We start from the raw sequence: 20523 nt of genomic DNA on the forward strand, positions 1-20523 counted from the left end.
AGAAGAATTCCTCACCAGACTGCAGACCATGTTCAATAGACATGATGCTGTTATGCTCCTGATTGAACCGGTAAGCGGGAAGATAGTGGACGCCAATCCGGCAGCTGTATCATTTTACGGTTACAGCCGAGAGGAACTCCTTAACATGTGCATCCAGGACATCAACCAGATGCCGACAGAAGAAGTGAAGGAGTTTAGGATGAGGGCGGCAAAAGAGAAGCAGCGGTACTTTCTTTTTCCTCACCGCTTAAAGACCGGAGATGTTAGACTGGTGGACGTTTATTCCTGTCCCATAGTTAACGCCGGCCAGCGGCTGCTGTTCTCGATTATTTTTGACGCCACTGAACGGGAGCAGTACCGGGAAAAGCTATACCTGGAAAAAGAGATCTTGAAAACCACTTTGTTGTCCATCGGTGACGGGATGGTTACCACTGATAAAGAAGGTAGAATTACTGCTATGAACATGGTGGCGGAGACGATTACAGGCTGGAAGCAGGAAGAAGCCAGGGGTAGATTCTTTCACGAGGTTTTTAGGTTGGTCAATGAAGAAACCGGGCAAGAGGTTGAGAATCCGGTGGCAAGAGTGTTGCAGACAGGAAAGATAATCGGCCTGGCTAACCACACCTTATTGATTACTGAGCAGGGCGGGATAATTCCTATTGCTGACAGTGCGGCACCGATCAAGGACGAGAAGGACGACATCTATGGTGTTGTGATGGTTTTTCGTGATGTCACTAAGGAAAGGGAATATCAGCAGGAGATTCTACGCTTAAGTTATCACGATCCATTAACCGGGCTTTATAACCGTAGATTTGCTCAAGAAGAAATCAAACGGCTAGAGGGTTTGGGACATCTGCCCTTAGCGGTTATCATGGGAGATGTCAATGGGTTAAAACTCGTAAATGACATCTTTGGGCACCAAGAAGGAGACCGACTGCTGGAGCGGATGGCCAAAATACTAAAGCAAAATTGCCGTAAGACAGACATAATCGCCCGTTGGGGAGGCGATGAGTTTCTCATTCTCCTTCCCCAAACCGAAACAGAAGCGGCGGAGAAGATTGTTCGCCGGATCGAGGCGGCAACTGAAAGCAGTAACGATCCCATTATGAACGTGAATATCGCTCTTGGTTTCGCCATCAGAGAAGGGGAGACTCAGGATTTTGAAGAAGTGTTAAAAGAAGCCGAGGATCGCATGTACAGACAAAAGCTCCTTATGATCAAGAGCTACCGCAACACCCTCATAAACACCATGCTGGCCACCCTATATGAAAAGAGTACGGAAACAGAGCAGCATGCCATGAGGCTCAAGGAGTACTCCCTTGCTCTGGGCCAGGAACTTAACCTTTCCGCTCGGGATTTGGACGATCTGGCTCTCTTGTCCATGCTGCATGACATCGGTAAGATAGGGGTGGACAAGAATATCCTCAACAAACCGGAGCCCCTTACCCCGGCCGAATGGGCAGAAATCAAGAAACACCCGGAAATTGGCTATCGAATTGCTAGCAATACACCGGAGCTGTCAACTGTGGCGGAATATATACTGTATCATCACGAGCGTTGGGATGGCCGCGGGTATCCCCAGGGGTTGAAAGGGGAGGAAATTCCTCTGCATTGCCGCATCCTGGCTCTGGCCGATTCCTTTGACGCCATGACCAACGACCGGCCTTACCGTAAAGCCCTGAGCAAGCATAAAGCCGTGGAAGAACTGCGTAAGAATGCGGGAACACAGTTTGATCCACACTTAACCGAAATTTTTGTCCGACTGGTGGCTGGATTTCCTGAGCTGGCAGCATGTGCATTTGAACGTACTTCCCCTGCCGTGGGCACCGTGCGGAACAAAGACAACAGTTGACGAACGGGAGTTGGCGTTGTTTATGTCCCATTACGTCTACATTCTCCGGTGCCAAGACGGAAGCCTCTACACCGGATACACAACCGCCCCCGAGCGCCGGCTGAGAGAACACCAACAGGGAGAGGGTGGTCGCTATACCAAAGGGCGACGGCCGGTGGAGCTACTGGGTTAGCTGGAATTTGGTTCCCGGTCGGAAGCCATGAAGGCCGAAGCGGCCATTAAGCGATATAGCCCGCAAAAGAAACTGGCGATATTAGCGAGGGTGCATGAGAAATAATACCACCCCATCTATACAGTGACGGGGTTTATGGGCGCAGAGAGGTGAGGTAATGAGCATTACTCTAGCGGAAGCCTTAGAACTCGGCCTGTTTCCAGAAGCGCAGGTTATCGCTGGCCATAAAGGATTGAACCGTCCGATTCGCTTTGTGGATGTGATGGAGGTTCCCGATCCGGACAAGTACTTCAGGAGCGGCTTACTGCTTGTTAGCAGCTGGTACGCTATTCACGATGATGTGGAGGCTCAGTGCCGACTAGTTCAATCAGCTGCAGATGTAGGCGCAGCCGGTTTTGCCCTCAAAGTTCGCCGCTATTTGGGCTGCGTTCCCGAGCGGGTGATTAAATTGGCCAACGAATTACAACTACCTATTGTTGATGTTGTCAAGGATGTTCCCTATGTGGAGATTACCCATCCGTTGTTAACTAGAATCCTTCATGCCCAAGCTTTCAGGTTGGAATACCATCTTAATATCCATAGACTATTTAGACGAGTTGCTCTGGAGGGCGGTAGTTTCGATTCCATTGTCCGAACGCTTCATTCCCTCCTGCACAAACCCGTTGCTGTTTGTGACGCCGAAGGCCGACTGCTGGCTTGGTTTCCAACCGAAACTGATAACTGGTCTGCCTTTCGTGTAGGCATGCCGTTTTTAGATCAAATGGACATTCAAAAACTGGCTCACATAGATCATCATGACTATCGGAATTTGCGTCTAGGAATTGGAGAACTGCTGGTCTTTCCAATTCGCATTGAATCTGATACGTACGGATATTTTTTAGTCAACGAAATCGATACGCCTTGCACTGAACTGGATCTGATAGCGTTAGAAAATGCCAGTACGGTAGCTGCTCTGGAGGCTACTAAGCGGGCCGCCATTGCTGAGGTAGAACATCATTTTCGCCATGATTTTGTTTATGATCTTATTAGTGGCAATCTGCCTTCCGAAGAAGTGGCTCAAATGCGGGCTGCAGCTTTAGGCTGGAACTTTGTTCAGCCGGTTGTGGTACTGGTGGCAAATATAGACGGGTTTGCCGCCCTGGTGGAAAGAAAGCAAGACGAAGCGTACGCTATGAACATAAAATCTAAAATGTTAGCAGTGACAAGGAAAACTGTCGCCGCCCATAGCCATTCCTATATTGTGGCCAGCATAAGTGACAGCTGTATTGCGGTGGTACACTTGCCGGGTTCCAATCGTCAGAAGAAAGAGCATAAAGGGTTACACAATCTATTAATAGAACTTCAAAGGAATTTAGCCCAAGAGCTTAAAGATATTAGTGTCTCACTTGCTGTGAGTGATCATTGTACGAGTCTATTGGACGTGGGTTCAGGTTACCGAGAAGCATGTGAGCTTATGGAAATTAGTCGCAAGACCCAGGGAGAAGGCCAATTGGCTATTAAAGAAGAACTAGATGTTTATCGTCTGTTGTACCGCTGTGGGCATCAAGAAGAAATGGCTGCGTTTTGTCAGGAAATGCTGGGTTCTCTAATGGAGCATGATGCTGACAGTGGTGTCGACCTGCTGTTTACACTTCGCCGCTTCCTGGAAAAGGGGGCCGCCATGAGACAAACCGCCCGATCTCTGTTTATACACGAAAACACCCTGCGTTATCGGCTAGGAAAAATAGAGGAGATAACCGGTATGGATTTGAGAAAACCAAACCACCGTTTCCGGCTAGCAATGGCTCTGCACATGACCCCATTCCTTGATCAATGATAAGCTGGCCTAGTTTTAGTGCGCGCTCTACGAAGAAAGGGGCGCGTTTTTGTTTTTACCGCACAAAGGTATGGGACGAGCACTGGGCTAAGTAGATTATAGTAAGGCCAGTAGCAATTAAGCATTTTACCTATTGAAGGAGGTGATACTAAAATCCGGGGACACAGTGTGTTGGAGGCCAAAACAGCAAAGTTAAGGAGGGATGAAGATGGACGAAAAGAAAGCTAGGCATGAAAAGGCGTTGGCACCGGAAACGTTCATACTGAGTGTCATTATGGCGGCAGCAGCAGCGGCCATTTGCATGCAGATTATTTCCCGGATCGGAATCACTCCCAATACATCGATCATTGGAGCCATTGTGGCTATGACTTTGGCTCGGGTTCCTTTTGCCTCTATGGCTAAGTTCCGTTCGCTGGAGAGACAGAACTTGGTACAGACCATGACTTCGGCCGGTGGATTTGGTGCTGCTAACTGCGGTTTGTTGGCCGTCGGCATCATTTACCTTTATGGAGAGCCTGGATTGGTTATACCCATGTTAATTGGCTCTACCATATCTACCCTGGTAGGTATGAGCTTTGTCTACAGTGTATTCGACTCTGACTTGTATCCCGGAGATGGGGCTTGGCCGCCGGGTGTGGCTACTGCTCAGGCCATTATTGCTGGTGATGAAGGTGGGCGGAAAGCTAGAAGACTAGTGGAAGGCGTTATTGCCGGAGTGGTCGGTACCCACTTTAAACTACCCATGGCCGGAGTGGGGATCGTTTTTATAGCTAATATCTTTGCCATGGCTGCGCTAGGAATAGGACTTGTCATACGCGGGTATTCTCAACAGTTATTCGGCATTGACCTGGGCACGACTTATGTTCCCCATGGCGTTATGATTGGGGCCGGGATAGTTAGCTTGATCCAAGCAATAATAATCATTCAGCGCGGAGGTCAGGCTAATAAGGCCGACGAAGAAAGTAAGGCTGTGACGGAAAAAACAGTTGGGCCTACCCAAGCAAAGCGCGCTGCCTTAGTGCACCTAGGACTATACTTGGTGGGAGCAGTTGCTCTGGCGGTTGTCGGTGGTATTATCGCGGAAATGAGTTTCGGTACCATGATGATATGGACTCTCTGGGCCGGGATCTCAGCTCTGTTGGCAGCTATTTTAGTCGGCTTAGCAGCCATGCACTCAGGCTGGTTCCCCGGCTTTGCCATTACTGTTATTTTCTTAACCTTAGGGCTGTTCATGGGGTTCCCAGGTGTACCGCTAGCTCTCTTGAGCGGTTACGTTGCCAGTTCCGGTCCCTGTTTTGCTGACATGGGTTACGACTTGAAGACAGGCTGGATTTTGCGCGGCGATGGTAAAGATGTTGAGTATGAACTGGAGGGACGCAAGGAACAACTTATTGCCGAGTTAGTTGGAGGTATTGTGGCCATGGTTATGGTGGCCCTCTTTATGAACATGCATTTCCAACTGGATATGCTGCCTCCCGTCAGCCGGGTATTCGCTACCACCGTCAAGGCTGGGGCCGGTGAGCCAGGAATTGTACGCCAGTTGGCGATCTGGGCCATACCAGGAGCAATTCTGCAGGCCATTGGCGGATCCGGTCGGGCAATGGGGATTCTATTTGCCACGGGACTGTTGATCAACAATCCTATCTACGGCATTGGTGTTCTGATTGCCGTAATCGTACGGCTCATTATCGGGACAGAGCCCATGGAAATCCGTGAAGCCGGACTAATTGCCGGCGATGGACTATATGGATTCTTTTCCGCTATAGCACGAGCATTCTTTTAGTTAAAATAGGGACTGCCGGCAGTGGCCGGCAGTCCCTAAGAACCTTGGCCCGAACAATTTACGTCTTAGAGGGTGTGAAGATGGAAAAAGCAAGGATTGGCCTGATTCGGGTGCTGACCACCGATGATCCGCAAGTTCTGGGTTTACACGGCCATCTCATCATGAACTATTTCCCTGGACTAGAAGTGATTACGAGCTGCATTGCCGGACAACCACGCGGTGTATTCGACCAAGCTACCGAAGAGCAAGCATGGCCCAAAGTAGTGGCTTTAGCGCAAGAGATGGCCCAGGACGGTTTACAGGCAATTATTGTCAGCTGCGCCGCTGATCCCGGGGTCCAGCAGGCCAGAGAAGTACTGGACATCCCTATTATCGGTGCCGGCAGTGCAGCTGCCCATGTGGCCCTCAGCTTGAGTGCCAGTGTTGCTGCTCTGGGCATAACCGAGGATGTTCCGGCAGCAATGGCTAATGTTCTGGGGTCAGCCCTGTTAGCTTCGGCCAAACCCGTGGGCGTAGAGACTACTGTAGATCTCATGAAACCACCTGGTAAGCAGGCTGTTTTGACAGCAGCGGAAAAGCTGAGGGAGAAAGGAGCCCAGGTGTTAGTCTTGGCTTGTACCGGGATGTCAACCATCGGGGTGGCGGAGGATATTCGTCGGGAGCTTGGTATTAGGGTGGTAGATCCGGTTATTGCAACTGGCCTTATTGCTTGGTATGTCTCCAGGGAAGCTTAAAGGAGGGGGTTGTATAGTGGCAGAACTGATCATGGATCAAGAGTTAGTTGAGGCAGCGGTAATCGGTGGGGCTGTACTGGGCGGTGGCGGCGGTGGATCTATGGCATGGGGGCGTGAACTGGCCCAGCTGGCTGTGCGCATGGGTACAGTCCGGCTGGTGGATATCGACGCGATGGATGACGAAGCTATCTTGTTTACGGTGTCGGCTGTAGGAGCCCCGGCGGCCAAGGAGGCCATGGTCAAACCGGTGGGCTATGTCCGAGCAGTGGAACTGCTGACCGAAAAGGCCCAAATAAAGGCGGACGGGCTCATAACCAACGAATGTGGCGGAACAGCCACTATCAACGGCTGGTTACAGTCGGCAATCTTAGGTATCCCAGTGGTAGATGCGCCCTGCAATGGTCGCGCTCATCCCACGGGAGCCATGGGGTCCATGGGACTTCATGCTAAAGAAGGTTATATATCTTATCAGACGGCGGCCGGGGGAGATCCTGCCGAGGGAAGATACCTGGAACTGTTTGTGCAAGGCAATATTGAACGGGCGGCTGCTTTAGTGCGGCAGGCGGCTGTACAGGCCGGCGGCCTGGTGGCTGTAGCCCGAAATCCCATCGATGCCGGTTATGTAAAGAAGAACGGAGCTCCAGGAGCTGTCCGTCAGTCAATAACTTTGGGTCAAGCTATGCTGGCAGCCCGGCCCAAAGGTGGAACTGCTGTGGTTGAAGCGGCGGCGGAGGTGTTAGGCGGCCAGATTGTGGAGACGGGAGCAGTAGAAAAAGTTGAACTCGTCACCGCCGGCGGCTTCGACTCTGGGCGAGTAACACTCGGTTCTTTTGAACTTACGTTTTGGAACGAGTATATGACCCTTGAAAAAGACGGTACCAGGTTGGGGACATTCCCGGATCTTATTATGACCTTGGATAAGTCCACCGGCACCCCGGTCTCCTCCGCCGATATTCATGAACAACAAGAGGTAGCCATACTTTATGTACCGCGAGCCAATTTGCTGCTGGGAGCAGGTATGTTTAGCCCGGAACTGTTGGTGGCGGCGGAAAAAGTGACGGGTAAGAAAGTAATTGACTATCTTGAGCAATAAGGGGGTTCAAATCAACAATGCTGCTAAAACAGGTTCTCGAGGTGTTCGAGATACTGGACAGTCCGCAGGCCGACGGTGAACAAGTTACTAAACTGCTGCTGGATGCCGGCGTTCACCAAGTAGAGTCCCAACGTATCCAAGGTCCTAAAGGCTACACTGACTTTGTTAAGGCTGTAATTCCTGGCCGGTCCGGCAAGATAAGCGGCGGTAAGGCACCTACGTTGGGAATAGTCGGTCGTTTGGGCGGGCTGGGAGCACGGCCGGAACGAATCGGCTTTGTATCCGACGGTGACGGAGCAGCGGTAGCTGTTGCGGCCGCGTTAAAGCTGGGGTGCATGCATGCTTTGGGAGATATATTAGCAGGTGATGTAATAGTGACTACCCACATTTGCCCTCATGCACCCACTAGACCTCATGAACCGGTACCGTTTATGGATTCACCAGTGGACATTGCCACCATGAACGAGTATGAAATTGATCCTGCCATGGATGCCATTCTCTCCGTTGATACCACCAAAGGCAACCGGATTATCAACCATCGCGGCTTTGCCATTTCACCCACTGTAAAAGAAGGCTATATTCTTCGGGTTAGTGAAGACTTGTTGGATATCATGTCCATCACCACCGGTCAGCTCCCGGTTGTGTTTGCCATTACGACTCAAGATATCACACCCTACGGCAATGGTGTCTACCATGTCAACAGCATTCTTCAGCCGGCAACAGCCACCACGGCTCCCTGCGTGGGTGTGGCTATTACGGCAGAAACACCTGTTCCCGGCTGTGCCACCGGGGCTAGTCATGCCGGCGATGTTGAACTGGCAGCCCGGTTTGTTATCGAAGTGGCCAAAGTTTTCGGTGAGGGCAAATGCAAATTCTATGATGAAGAAGAATACAAGCATCTGGTTCATCTCTACGGGTCCTTAAGTCATCTGCAGACCTTAGGCCGGGCCGACTAGAGAGAATAGATCGATATGAGAGCTCAACTAACTCTAACAGTGAGCGAGGGTAAGCAGCTTATCGCCCTTGCCGTGACCCGAATGCCCGAGGTACAGGCCGCTCTTAAACACGGAAGGATACTTCTCAAGGGGGGCACCACTGTATCGGCACTAGCCGAAATACTGGTCGGAGCGCCGCTTAGGCTGTCGGGCCGTATTACTCCTCTGGGTACCAAGTCGGCTCGTACCACTGTGGCCGAGCCGCATTCCATCTTAGTGGAAAAAGGAGTACCCAGGGGAGTCGATGACGATCTTCAAGAGGCCGTCCTCACCATGGGACCAGGTGACATAGCCGTCTGCGGGGCCAATCTAATTGACCGCCGCGGCCATGCTGCCTTAATGGCCGGCAGCCCCTTGGGAGGAAATCCGGGCCGAGTTATCTCGGCCTTGGCGGCGGAGGGGATCACCGTCATTATACCGGCCGGCCTGGAGAAACTAACCCCGGGTTCAATTGCAGAGGCAACTTTGGCCGCCAGTCGCAAAGGCACCCACTGGTCCATGGGTATGGCAGTAGGGCTAATACCGGTTCCGGGTCGGATAATTACCGAACTTACGGCTCTCAGTCTCCTGGCCGAAGTAACGGCCACGGTCATTGGCCGCGGCGGTATTATGGGGGCTGAAGGAGCGACCACATTTGTTGTCCAGGGGGACCAAGCGGAAGTTCAAAAACTTTGCCGCCTGGTACTCAAACTAAAAAGGGCCCGTACCAGCGCTGTTGACGGCAGCAAAGAAGAATGTCGTCGTAGTTGTCCTAGCTGCGATAACCACTTGGGGTGCATCTACGCTGGAAAAGAGAAAACTAAGTTACCTCCGGAGGTGACAGACGATGAAAGGTAAAGTTATTGGGGCTGTGACTATTGGTCAGGCTCCTAGGGTTGACATCATGCCAGAGCTGACTGCTATCTTAGGTCCTGAGGTGCAGGTCAAAGAAGCGGGAGCGCTGGATGGGCTGAGCAAAGAGGAAATAGCCGCTTTCGCTCCAAAGGCTGGAGACTATGTACTGGTCACGCGGTTGGCAGACGGCTCATCGGTGAAAGTGGCCGAACAGTATATCACACCGCGAATTAAGGAGAGGATCCAAAATTTCTTCGATCAGGGGATCGAAGTGGTAGCTCTCCTTTGCACCGGCGAATTTGAATTAGTGGGGAAGGGATTGTTAGTTCGCCCTCAACCAATACTGTACAACGTAACTAAGGCCGTGGCCGATGGACTAAAAGTTGGGGTAGTGTCCCCGGCTGCTGATCAAATTCCTCAGTCTAAGAAACGTTGGCAGCAAGTGGGGACCGAACAAGTTATGGTGGCGGCTTCTCCGTATGGTGATGTGGCCGAACTTGAAAAGGCGGCAGATGCGCTTAAGCGCCAACAAGTGCAGTTGGTGGTCCTAGATTGTATGGGCTATACTCTAGCCATGCAAGAGAAAGTACGGCAGATTACCGGTGCTCCGGTTATTTTGGCCCGGGGAATTTTTGCCCGAGTTCTTAAGGAGCTCATTGGGTGAAAGGAAGTAGGCTTATGACTACAAGTATGGTGAAGATTGCCGAGCATCTTTTGCGGCAGAATTTAGCCTTAAAGGACGGGGAACAACTGCTGATAATCGTCGATGAGACTACTTTATCCATTGGCGAGGCTTTGTTTGCGGCTGGGAGAGACTTAGGGGCCAAAGTAGTACAGATGCAGATGCAGCCTTTAGGTAAAAGCGGCGTGGAGCCAATCCCAATCGTATCGCAAGGCATGTCGGCGGCCGACGTGGTAGTGGCGGCAACGGCCCACTCTCTTACTCATACCCAAGCCCGCAAAAAAGCTTGTGCTGCCGGTACTCGAATAGCTACCATGCCGGGGATAACAGTGGAGATGTTTGCCGGCGGCGCCCTGGCTGCCGACTATGAACAAATAGCAGCCCGCACTAACAAGCTGGCAGACCTTTTAACTGAGGCCAAAGAAGCGGTGCTGATAAATGGCGGGGCGCGGCTCAGCATGTCTTTAGAAAGCCGAAAGGCGGTGGCCAGTACCGGTATCTATCGTAGCAAGGGCCAGGGGGGCAACCTCCCTTCCGGAGAGGCTTTCATTGCTCCGGTGGAAGGCACTGCCGAAGGTGAGATCGTAATCGACGGGTCTTTTGCCGGCCTCGGGACCCTGCAAGCTCCGCTGAAACTGACATTTTGTCAAGGAGCTATGGTAGATGCAGTCGGCCCCGACAGCCATAAGCTTCTCTCTCTACTGGGGGACAATCTATTAGCCCGCAACTTAGCCGAACTGGGGATCGGAACCAACGACAAGGCCAGCGTAATCGGAGTGGTGCTGGAGGACGAAAAAGTCTACGGGACAGCCCATATTGCCCTTGGCAGCAACGATACTTTCGGCGGCCAAGTAGCTGCCGGCATTCACGTCGATGGGGTGATTATGGCTCCTGAACTTTACCTGGACGGCGAGCCCATCCTTCGCGACGGACAGTTGGTGATATAGAAGAATAAGAGGACGGGGGCTGCTTAAGATGGGCAGCCCCTTTTAGTCAAAGCCAGATTTCCTCCCTACATTTTTTCATGATAAGAAAATGAAGCTGAAGAAAACAGGTGCGAGTTGAACATACGAGAAAGCAACAAGCGAATAGTCCTTGCCGAGTTAACTGACTAAACTTAGCTGTCCCTGACCATGGTGGGGCAGCTCTAATTATGCTCTATCAACTTGAGCTTGAATGGAAATCCAAGCTGGGATTACTTATAATTGCGACAATCCATACGTTTACAACTATTGACAATATATGTATAATGAGGGTGCAGTTGCAGGCGTGAATGTATTAGTAAAAGTAACCACTGTGGGGTTTTTGATGTATGGATAATCCAGATTATTAGTAATGTAACAGTTGGGAGATGGACTCGCACCAGTGAAAAGAAGGAGGTGTGCTATGTTGCCAGGCTAACAAGCTTTTAGTACTGAAGTCTTTAGCTAGTTGTACACCCGGGTTAAGTGTTAGACTGCAAGCTTAAATAATCCGAGGGAGGTATGGCTTATGAAAGCGGCGACAACTGTATGTGTGCAGGAATACACAAATGGCTTGCTGGATCCTAAACAGCCTATGTTGGGTCCTGTAAAAGACGGCGGCTACATTATTGCCAATACAGCGCCAGGATGCTGGGGACCGATGATAACGCCGGCTTTGCGCGGTGGACATGAGGTGACTAAGCCAGTGTTTGTTGAAGGTGCTGAAGTGGGCGATGCCATTGCTATTCGTATAAAATCGATCGAAATTACCAGTAGGGCCACATCCTCCGGCGTGGATTTTGCATACCCAGACAGATTCGAAGGGGATCCTTTTGTGGCAAGCAAGTGTGCGGCTTGTGGAGAGATATGGCCGGAAAGCGTGGTAGAAGGTATCGGCCCCGATGCTGTTCGCTGCAAGAAATGCGGCTCATCGGTGTCAACGTTCGGTTTTACCAACGGTTATACAATTGTATTCGATGAAGGGAAAAGAGTAGGAGTCACGGTTCCTCTGACAGTGGCAGAGAAAATTGCGGCTGATGGCAGGAATTACATGCATATTCCAGATAAATCCGTTCAGCATCCTGTTGTGACACTGGCGCCTGCACACCTGTCCGGAATTGCAACCCGGCTAAAGCCGTTTCTAGGGCAACTGGGAACTGTGCCGTCAGTCATATTCCCCGATTCTCACAATGCAGGAGACTTTGGCACTTTCTTGATCGGCGCGCCCCATCCATATGCACTGACAACGGATCAGCTTTTACTGAGAACAGACGGACATATGGATATCAACTGGGTTCGGGCCGGTTGTATCGTCATTTGCCCTGTCAAAGTACCGGGAGGAGGCATTTACGTGGGCGATGCCCATGCACTACAGGGGAGCGGTGAAATTGCCGGGCACACATGTGATGTTGCTGCCACTGTTACATTACAGGTCGATGTTATTAAACAACTTAGAAATGAAGGGCCGATTCTTCTACCGCTGGAAGAAGACCTACCTGATTTGGCACGGCCGCTGAAAGCTAAAGAGCGTGAGATTGCGTACCGGCAAGCAAAGAAATGGGGTATGGAGGAGCTGGAAACATCCCTACCGCTTTCTTTTGTCGGAACGGGTGAGAATCTTAACATAGCAATCGACAATTCGCTTACCCGTGCAGCCTCTCTGCTCGAAATGAGCGTTGCAGAAGTCAAGAACCGTGCAACCATAACCGGATCTATTGATTTGGGGAGAGCACCTGGTGTGGTAATGGCGACTTTCTTAGTTCCGATAGACGTTTTAGACAGACTGGGACTTTTAGAAATCGTCCAGGAACAGTACGAATACCGTTAAGGCCCATATTTCTCTAAAAGAAATAATCGCGATTCTGGAGCTAGAAATAGCAGGGACTGAGTCCCTGCTATTTCTAATCCTGCGCTGGTACCCTGGCGGGACTTGGGACAAGTTCGCCCTATTGCACACACCACTTGACATAGTGCCTTTGGTGTAATTACAATCAATAGACAGGATAAAATTGTTTCCTTCAGTTGGGTGAGGCTCCTGTATGGAAATATGCCACTGCCCCGAAATGTCGAGAGACAAGAACGGGTGAACAGATATTGTCGGATTAAGGCTTTATCTAATGTGGCTGGGACGTATGCCCTAAGCTATACAGTGCCAAAGCTAAACAAGTGAGGGGTTATCTTTGTGCTTTTGCACGCATAACCTTTTTACTTGTTGAAAAGGTTTTTTCATTTTGTATGCAGGAGGTGAGTAGGGTGGATCCCGATCCTTGGAGTAGCATTAGGACATTTGTTTTTGAAAAGAATAAGGAGGGGGGATCTATTCCTACACATTCTCTATTTGTTTAGATGATGCTTGTAAGGTTCTCCCTCCAGAGAGGAGGAAGACAACGGCATGGCAACCAATGAAATTGACTTAATCAAGAGTATTAAAGTGATGCTTAAAAGAGGGGATACAGCACAGATAAAAGAACTTTTTCTAAAGCTTCATCCTGCCGACATAGCTGAACTTCTAGCAGAAATACAAAACAGTAGCCAGAAACATCTTTTCAAACTAATTGACTATCAAAAGGCTGCTGAAGTACTGGATGAACTCGAACCTGAAATACAGATTGATATTATTAATTGCCTTCCGGAAGGGAAAAAAGAAAAAGTTATTAGAGAGATGTCTATAGATGAGATAGTGGACTTGCTGCAGGTACTTCCTGAAAACAAGGTGGAAAAAATATTAGAGAAGTTGTCAATAGATGAACTGGAAAATGTAAAAGGGCTGCTTCTTCTTTCCCATGATAGTGCCGGGGGTATAATGACGACAGAATATGTATACATACCCCAGGATACTACAGTAGAGGAAGCCATAGAGATGGTAAGAAAGTTTGGACGCCATGCAGAAACAATATACTATCTCTATATAGTTGATGAAAACCACAAGCTTGTAGGGGTCCTTTCATTAAGAGAATTGATTAGTGCACAGAGGGATCTATTAGTAAGAACGATAATGCATAAGAAGGTTGTAACAGTCAATGTAGATGATGACCAAGAGATTGCTGTAAAAACGATTGATAAGTATTCCCTCCTTGCCGTTCCTGTTATAGATACAAATGAGAGGCTAATGGGGATTATTACGGTAGACGATGCACTAGAGGTACTCAAAGAAGAGACTACTGAAGATATACACAGGATGGCAGGTATAACAGCTGAAGAAGACACTGTGTTAACAAGTTCTCCTATTCAAGCCTTTCGAAAAAGAATTCCATGGTTGCTGGTTTGTCTTGCGGGAGATATGTTAGCCGGGAATGTCATAGAAGGGTATTCATCTACCCTGGAAGCCGTTATTTCACTAGCCTTTTTTATTCCGGTATTGATGGCATCAGGTGGAAATGTTGGGACACAGTCTCTTGCACTGGCAGTGAGGGGTCTGGCAACTGAACAATTGACACGGGACAATATTATTAGGAACTTAATCCATGAAACATTTGCAGGGCTTATTGCAGGAATAGTTTGCGGGGGTTTATTGGCAGCTTTAGCCTTTTATTGGCAGGGGAATCCTTATATAGGAGTAACCGTAGGTGTTGCAATGGTTGTCAGTTTGGCCCTGTCGGCATTAATAGGCATGTTAATTCCAATTATATTAAACTTATTTCATATAGATCCTGCCATAGCATCAGGTCCGCTTATTACTACAGTAGTTGACATAATAACATTGGCTGTCTACTTTGGAACAGCCACTCTTTTTCTCAAAGAATTGGTGATATGAAAGGAGGACATGGAATATGACACAAGATGATTTGATCCTCCGGGAAGTAATGCGATTAATAGAAGACGATAATACAGATATACTGGTGGATTATCTGGAAGAATTGCATCCGACTGATATTGCTAATCTTTTTAAGGATTTACCCGAAGGCAATAGAGAATTTATTTTTAACTGCCTCGTTTCCGAAAAAGCAGTCCAGGTGCTTGAAGAATTAGAACATGATCTACGCCTCTATTTTTTGAACAATGTGCCTCGTAATTATATGACCAGACTCTTAAAGGAAATGTCAAGTGATGAAATAGCAGATTTTTCGAGAGAACTACCTGATGAGTTAGCTGAAAGATTACTTGGAATGTTAGCAGTTGGGGAAAGATCGGAAATCGAGAATCTGCTGGAATATGATAAAAGCACGGCAGGGGGGCTAATGACCACTGAGTATGTAGCCTTTCATCTGGACACTTCCATAAAGAAGGTTTTAGATAAGCTTCCTGATGTGGCCCCTGATGCAGAAACTATTTACTATATATATGTAGTTGATAATGAGAACAAAATTAAAGGGGTGATATCGCTACGAGACCTTATACTTGCAGAACCTAACTTACCCCTAAAAGAAGTAATGCTTACTGATGTAATAAGAATAGATGCAGGGATGGATCAGGAAGAAGTTGCCAAAGTATTTGAGAAATATGGTTTATTAGGTATGCCGGTAGTTGATCATGATAACACCCTGCTTGGAATAATAACGGTGGACGATGTATTTGACATAATAGAAGAGGAAGCTACTGAAGATATTTTGAAGCTGGCAGGTGCTGATGTTCAGTTAGATGTAGAAGATAAGTCAGCTTGGTACAGAGCTTATAGGAGGCTTCCATGGCTTCTAATCGCCCTTGTGGGACAGATCTTTTCAGGAAAGGTAGTAAGTGGCTTTTCTGAAACTTTAGAGGCGGTAATTGCATTATCGTTCTTTATCCCTGTCTTAATGGATATGGGTGGGAATGTGGGTACTCAGTCCTCTGCAATAATAGTAAGGGGGCTGGCAACCGACAATATAGACACCCAAAAGAGTATACGGGATGATATAGCTAGGGAAAGTGCTGTTGGCCTTCTACTAGGGGCAGTAAGTGGAATTGCGACTGCATTGATTGCTTATGTATGGCAGGGAATACCTATGTTGGGTCTTGTTGTGGGGCTGTCAATGACCCTTACCCTTACAGTAGCGGCTGCGTTAGGGGCTTTTGTTCCACTTGCTCTTAATAAGATTGGTAAAGATCCCGCTGTTTCATCAGGACCTTTTGTAACTACAGTGCTAGATGTAGTTGGATTGTTAATATATTTTGGCTCAGCGAGTCTTTTTGTAGGACACTTGTTATGAAAATCTGCATTTTTGGCCACGAAAAGTGGGCAACTAAGTAAGGGTAACAATGGCTAAGCTACGAAAAGCAAAAAGTCTTGACAGCAAAAACTGTCAAGACTTTTGTTGCTAAGACATAAAAAAAACAGTCCGCTGCTGAATGTAAAAGCCAAGAAGAGAAGAGACTAAAATCCTGAAACCCTTGGTACAAGTGGTGGGCCATGCAGGGATCGAACCTGCGACACCCTGATTAAGAGTCAGGTGCTCTGCCATCTGAGCTAATGGCCCATTTGCTTTTGACATAAAAATATTATCATAGAGCCTTGTGGCTGTCAACCATTTTTGGGTTTTAGGTGTGCGTCATGGGACAAGTGATGCAGGGGAAGATTACAGTACTAAGGCTGGCAAGAGAGTGAAACAAGAGAACAACCTAAAGCAGGGATTTACCCTTTAATGATGAATTACTAAGGCAGGTGAGCAGAAAAAGGCCTGCAGCAGCTCGTATAAGGAGTCGAGGTGACATAAACGAGTTGAACTAGCTAATGGAGGTTGATATCATGGATGAACTTGAAGTCTTACAACTAGCAGGAATGATGGAAGACAGCGGTTATCGATTCTATTTGGAAGCGGCTAAACATGTAAAAAATGATAAGGTGCGGGAATTGGTTACTCATTTGGCCAAAACAGAACTAGAACACAAGGAAGTATTTGACGGCCTATATGAAGAACTTCTGGCTGACAAGGGAAACTACGATGACAGCTACTTGTTTAATGAAGAGGTGGAGAAGTTTTTCCGCCAGCTAGTTTCGGACGCGGTGTTTCCTGAGCCCGACGCTGTACCTATGATGGTGCAAAAGTTGAAAACAACGGATGAGGTGCTGGATTTGGCCATTAAGGCTGAAAAGGCTTCGATTAGGTATTATGAAAAGCTAGCTCAAGAATCTCGTTTAGCCAAGACACGTAAGGTAGCCGAGAGGCTGATCAAGGAAGAAAAGACCCATATTGAAGACCTGCAAAATATGCGCGGCGCCTGATTGAAGTCGGAGCTGACGCAGTTCATAACTCCCTACAGTAACGGAAGGCTGTCCCAATGAGTTAACTTGGGACAGCCTCCTTGTTGGCAGATCAAGTTACTTCAGGATGCGGACTGACGCTGCGGCAGCTTGGGCTGGGTAGGACTCCAGCATAGGGCCTGAAAGCTCGACGTTTACCTTTTGGCCGACTTTAAGGTCAGAGACTACGCCAGCATGGTCTTTGCCGGATTGTTCTATTGCTATCTGGGTGTTCTCACCTAGGGTAATCCAAACGAGAAGCGGCTCACCGTTTGACATGGGGGCACCTTGCAGAAGAAAGCGAGTCTTTTCGCCGGGTTCCATTTCTTTGACGGTGCCGGTGAGGCTAGGAAGTGGAATATCAGGTTTGGAAGCTGGTGGGAGATGTACTTCCGAAATTTGGGCAATGAACCAGTTCTCTTCATACTGTTTTACCAAAAGCGTGGCCATGGTGGAGCCGGCATCTCCGGTAGAAGTCATGAGTGCCAACTGTACTTGGTATTCCCAGTTGCCATCGGGAGTCTGAGTCTGCTTTGCAATGTTATAGCTTTCGACCCACGGGCTGGACACGCCTGTTACCCAACCCATGGACTCATATTCGTCCTGCTTTTGCTTCCGAAGTTCCGGTGACAGCACGGCGAACTGAAGAGCTCCGTTGCGCATCTTTACGCCTTTGGCCCATGCTTCGGCGGCTTGCTCCGGGGTTTTCGGTGCCAGTGCTTGTTGTAGCAGGTTAATCTGGCGTTCTAGGGATGTTTGTGGCGAGGTAGATTGCGGGGCATCAATTTTTACGCTCCGGGTTTTCTCATCCCAGTCAACGTTGGCTCCCAGCGCCTGCGCCACCCAGCGAATGGGAACAAGCACCCGGCCGTTGTTAACCTGAGGCGAGACATCGGTATCTACTGCTGTACCATTGACAAGAAGCTTGATCGGCGAGGCGGCCCAAACTTGAGCTCCAAGACAAGTAAATAGCAACAATGCTACTATTACTAAGGACCATTTTTTCATGTTAACCCTCCTGGCTTATGTAAGTTTTAACAAGCATTGGGTGATTAGTTACTAACCGATCCGATTGTTAAAAACCAGCCCCCTTTTATACCGCGGTTACTGGTATAGATGTTATACTCTATATTTTGTTCCTAAAAACTTGCATATGACGTTACGTCACCCTTTACCATAGGAAATGAAAGGGGGGACCAGCAGCCCTAGTGAGTTGTTGTTCATTGGGGCACGGGCCGGGACAGAGCCCGGCCCCGACGTGCGGGCCTGTGTGATTTAGGCCTTTGCGTAGGAGTGGGCCACTGTGCCCACCCGTAATGCAGAACAGGGTAGGAATTTATCCGCGCAAAGTCTGTAATTGGCGGCTTACTTGAATAAACTCTTGTGTTAACTGTTCTTTTTCATCCGGGGGAGGATCGGCCAGGGCAGCCGAGAGTTGGGCCAGGCGAGTTTCTAGAAGTAAGCGCTGAGAAGCGATATCAGCTTTCTCCCGGCTAGTGCGTGACTGCTGAAACTGTTCATACCCTCCGGAAAAGACTTCGAGATGGCCGTTGTGTAATGAAAATACTCTGTTGGCGAGGCGCCTTAGAAGATAACGATCGTGGGAAACCACAAGTAAGGTACCGGTATAAGACTCCAGAGCGTCTTCAACTCGCTCGCGCGAGGGGATATCCAGCCCGTTGGTAGGTTCGTCTAACACCAGTAGATCGGGAGCGCTAAGGAGAATCTTGGCGATGGCCAGACGCACCTTTTCGCCTCCTGAAAGAACGGCCACTTTTTTGTATACAGTGTCGCCAGAGAAAAGCAGGCAGCCTAAAAGTGTGCGGGCGTAGGCTTGATCCGGAGCCCGGTTACCGCCGGTAGCTTCTTCCAGGACTGTATTGGAGGGATCCAAATGTTCCAGTTCTTGGGTCATGTAGGAGACGTTTACCGGAGCCCGGTAGACAGTTCCCTCGGTAGGTTCTAATTGTCCGAGAAGAAGCTGAAGAAGGGTTGTTTTGCCGGAACCATTGGGACCGATCAGGGCTACCCGGTCACCCCGCTGAATAAAAAAGTCGATATGGCGAAACAGCCAATGCTTTTGGTCAAAAGTAAAGCCAAGGTTTTGAGCCAGGATCAGATTGCGTCCTACCTTGCCTGTGTTATCGAGACTTAGGTTAATAGTAGCTGGTTCTCGCGGTTTTTCTTTTTCTATTTTCTTCAGTCGGCGCTCCATGACTTTGGCCGTACGCATATGGGCTTTGGCTTTACTTCGATACTCGTATTTTTTCATCTTTAGTTCCCGGGGCAGCTTCTTGTGCATGTTATGGGCCGCCATTGCCCACTGGGTCTGGCGTCTAATGGACTCTTCTAACCGTTTCTTTTCTTTTACATATTGCCGGTACTCTAAGTGGGCCCGTTCTTGTTCGGCCCGTTTTTGCTTAGCATAAGCAGTGTAGTTACCGGAATAGCTTTGCACCTGGCCGTGCTCCATTTCCAGGATGCGGTCCGCGACTTTGTCCAGAAAATAGCGGTCATGGCTAACCATAAGCCCTGTTCCTCGATATTGAGACAATACATTTTCCAGCCACTCAAGGCCTTCTCGGTCCAGGTGGTTAGTGGGTTCGTCCAGGAGCAGGACCTGTGGCCTTTTGGCTAAGGCATGGGCTAAAGCGGCCCGGGTTTTCTCGCCTCCGGAAAGGGTACCTGCGGGCCGTCCGAGTAGGTGATGGTTGATCTTACACTCAGCTAAAAGTGCAGGAGGAATAGGACCTAGTTGTTCACCTAGGGGCGAGCTGGGATCAAACCGATCTTCTTGGCTGAGATATCCCAGAGAAAGCCCGTTATGGGCCCAATCGATGTTGCCTTCATCAGGTGCCAGCTCTCCGGCTATAATTTCCATTAAAGTGCTTTTGCCGCAACCGTTAGCCCCTACTAATGCAACTTTTTCCCCGTCTTTTAGCTCAAATGTTACGTTAGATAAAACGGAAACAGCACCAAAATCTTTAACTACTTTGTTTACATGAAGAATAACCATGGAATGCCTCCTTCTTGCCGGATGCATTCTCGCCAGGGTGCATAAAAGCCACGGATTTAGCCCGTGGCCTAGTGCTCTAATCCAGACACATTATAAACATGAGGGTAGTAATTGCACCTCGTACCCTCAACGTAACAAAACCGAACTCATTTTAGGAAATAGAGAACACTAAAGCAACGCCCGTCGGCGGGACCGGCTTAACTGTTGTGGCTCCTTTTGGAACCACTTTATGAAATTACAGTCAGTTACCAGTCACCATGCGCATGCTTTAGTACCTCCGCCTTCTCGGCCCTGTAATGGGTTCCAATATGAGTCTACCATAAATAGGGTAGCTTCACAATAGAAGTGGAAGTTGAAAAGCCCCAGGGAACTTTTTGGCCTGTATTCTCGTCTAACTACATTAAAGTCGGAGCACTTTGTTGGGAGG

Annotated in this window: 16 protein-coding genes and 1 tRNA gene; 14 read left to right on the forward strand and 3 right to left on the reverse strand. The window is 48.9% G+C overall.

Annotation, left to right across the window (positions count from 1 at the left end; translation table 11 throughout):
- From GX016_06285 to mgtE (GX016_06345), 13 genes are all read left to right on the forward strand, one after another.
- Window positions 1-1852, forward strand: a 1852-nt coding sequence (locus GX016_06285; protein ID HHT71167.1) for a diguanylate cyclase, incomplete at its 5' end; no start/stop codon positions are given.
- A gap of 22 nt (window positions 1853-1874) precedes the next feature.
- Window positions 1875-2024, forward strand: coding sequence for a GIY-YIG nuclease family protein (locus tag GX016_06290; GenBank protein HHT71168.1), 150 nt, complete (start codon window positions 1875-1877; stop codon window positions 2022-2024).
- 157 nt (window positions 2025-2181) lie between these two features.
- Window positions 2182-3840: a hypothetical protein gene (locus GX016_06295; GenBank protein HHT71169.1), complete on the forward strand. Its 1659-nt coding sequence runs from the start codon at window positions 2182-2184 to the stop codon at window positions 3838-3840.
- Between the two features lie 208 nt (window positions 3841-4048).
- Window positions 4049-5623 (forward strand): peptide transporter, encoded by a 1575-nt coding sequence (locus GX016_06300; protein HHT71170.1) that lies wholly within the window; start codon window positions 4049-4051, stop codon window positions 5621-5623.
- A gap of 80 nt (window positions 5624-5703) precedes the next feature.
- Window positions 5704-6357 (forward strand): hydantoin racemase, encoded by a 654-nt coding sequence (locus GX016_06305; protein ID HHT71171.1) that lies wholly within the window; start codon window positions 5704-5706, stop codon window positions 6355-6357.
- A 16-nt stretch (window positions 6358-6373) separates the two neighbouring features.
- Window positions 6374-7450, forward strand: coding sequence for a DUF917 family protein (locus tag GX016_06310; protein ID HHT71172.1), 1077 nt, complete (start codon window positions 6374-6376; stop codon window positions 7448-7450).
- A 20-nt stretch (window positions 7451-7470) separates the two neighbouring features.
- Window positions 7471-8406 (forward strand): DUF1177 domain-containing protein, encoded by a 936-nt coding sequence (locus GX016_06315; protein HHT71173.1) that lies wholly within the window; start codon window positions 7471-7473, stop codon window positions 8404-8406.
- Window positions 8407-8421: 15 nt separating this feature from the next.
- Entirely contained in the window at window positions 8422-9282 is an 861-nt protein-coding gene (locus tag GX016_06320) for a hypothetical protein (protein ID HHT71174.1), read from the forward strand.
- Window positions 9272-9943 carry an AroM family protein gene (locus tag GX016_06325; protein ID HHT71175.1) on the forward strand — a complete coding sequence of 224 codons (672 nt, stop codon included), beginning with the start codon at window positions 9272-9274 and terminating at the stop codon, window positions 9941-9943. The genes GX016_06320 and GX016_06325 overlap by 11 nt, the downstream gene beginning before the upstream one ends.
- A gap of 14 nt (window positions 9944-9957) precedes the next feature.
- Window positions 9958-10908, forward strand: a complete 951-nt coding sequence (locus GX016_06330; protein HHT71176.1) for an aminopeptidase — start codon at window positions 9958-9960, stop codon at window positions 10906-10908.
- Between the two features lie 544 nt (window positions 10909-11452).
- The gene (locus GX016_06335) at window positions 11453-12751 is read left to right on the forward strand and encodes an acetamidase/formamidase family protein (protein HHT71177.1); all 1299 of its coding nucleotides are present in this window, start codon (window positions 11453-11455) and stop codon (window positions 12749-12751) included.
- 564 nt (window positions 12752-13315) lie between these two features.
- Window positions 13316-14677, forward strand: a complete 1362-nt coding sequence (gene mgtE / locus GX016_06340) for a magnesium transporter (protein HHT71178.1) — start codon at window positions 13316-13318, stop codon at window positions 14675-14677.
- Between the two features lie 16 nt (window positions 14678-14693).
- The gene (gene mgtE, locus GX016_06345) at window positions 14694-16049 is read left to right on the forward strand and encodes a magnesium transporter (GenBank protein HHT71179.1); all 1356 of its coding nucleotides are present in this window, start codon (window positions 14694-14696) and stop codon (window positions 16047-16049) included.
- Window positions 16050-16240: 191 nt separating this feature from the next.
- Here the strand turns inward: mgtE (GX016_06345) and GX016_06350 are convergent.
- Window positions 16241-16316, reverse strand: a tRNA-Lys gene (locus GX016_06350).
- Window positions 16317-16585: 269 nt separating this feature from the next.
- On the opposite strand from GX016_06350, the gene GX016_06355 reads away from it, so the two are divergent.
- Window positions 16586-17062: a ferritin family protein gene (locus GX016_06355; protein HHT71180.1), complete on the forward strand. Its 477-nt coding sequence runs from the start codon at window positions 16586-16588 to the stop codon at window positions 17060-17062.
- A gap of 96 nt (window positions 17063-17158) precedes the next feature.
- Here GX016_06355 and GX016_06360 read toward each other — a convergent pair whose 3' ends face one another.
- On the reverse strand, window positions 17159-18088 hold the full coding sequence (locus GX016_06360) for a DUF3221 domain-containing protein (GenBank protein HHT71181.1): 930 nt from the start codon (window positions 18086-18088) through the stop codon (window positions 17159-17161).
- A 328-nt stretch (window positions 18089-18416) separates the two neighbouring features.
- On the reverse strand, window positions 18417-20096 hold the full coding sequence (abc-f, locus tag GX016_06365) for an ABC-F type ribosomal protection protein (GenBank protein ID HHT71182.1): 1680 nt from the start codon (window positions 20094-20096) through the stop codon (window positions 18417-18419).
- Window positions 20097-20523 lie beyond the last annotated feature (427 nt).

It is taken from the genome of Bacillota bacterium, from assembly GCA_012837285.1.
Taxonomy (GTDB): Bacteria; Bacillota; DTU030; order DUMP01; family DUMP01; genus DUNI01.

What these genes read in the sequence shown, in the direction of transcription:
- GX016_06320 (HHT71174.1), top strand. Translation starts at nt 8,422, where the DNA reads ATGAGAGCTCAACTAACTCTAACAGTGAGCGAGGGTAAGCAGCTTATC.
- GX016_06290 (HHT71168.1), top strand. Translation starts at nt 1,875, where the DNA reads ATGTCCCATTACGTCTACATTCTCCGGTGCCAAGACGGAAGCCTCTAC.
- GX016_06295 (HHT71169.1), top strand. Translation starts at nt 2,182, where the DNA reads ATGAGCATTACTCTAGCGGAAGCCTTAGAACTCGGCCTGTTTCCAGAA.
- GX016_06325 (HHT71175.1), top strand. Translation starts at nt 9,272, where the DNA reads ATGAAAGGTAAAGTTATTGGGGCTGTGACTATTGGTCAGGCTCCTAGG.
- GX016_06330 (HHT71176.1), top strand. Translation starts at nt 9,958, where the DNA reads ATGACTACAAGTATGGTGAAGATTGCCGAGCATCTTTTGCGGCAGAAT.
- GX016_06355 (HHT71180.1), top strand. Translation starts at nt 16,586, where the DNA reads ATGGATGAACTTGAAGTCTTACAACTAGCAGGAATGATGGAAGACAGC.
- GX016_06335 (HHT71177.1), top strand. Translation starts at nt 11,453, where the DNA reads ATGAAAGCGGCGACAACTGTATGTGTGCAGGAATACACAAATGGCTTG.
- GX016_06360 (HHT71181.1), bottom strand. Translation starts at nt 18,088, where the DNA reads ATGAAAAAATGGTCCTTAGTAATAGTAGCATTGTTGCTATTTACTTGT.
- mgtE (HHT71178.1), top strand. Translation starts at nt 13,316, where the DNA reads ATGGCAACCAATGAAATTGACTTAATCAAGAGTATTAAAGTGATGCTT.
- abc-f (HHT71182.1), bottom strand. Translation starts at nt 20,096, where the DNA reads ATGGTTATTCTTCATGTAAACAAAGTAGTTAAAGATTTTGGTGCTGTT.
- mgtE (HHT71179.1), top strand. Translation starts at nt 14,694, where the DNA reads ATGACACAAGATGATTTGATCCTCCGGGAAGTAATGCGATTAATAGAA.
- GX016_06305 (HHT71171.1), top strand. Translation starts at nt 5,704, where the DNA reads ATGGAAAAAGCAAGGATTGGCCTGATTCGGGTGCTGACCACCGATGAT.
- GX016_06300 (HHT71170.1), top strand. Translation starts at nt 4,049, where the DNA reads ATGGACGAAAAGAAAGCTAGGCATGAAAAGGCGTTGGCACCGGAAACG.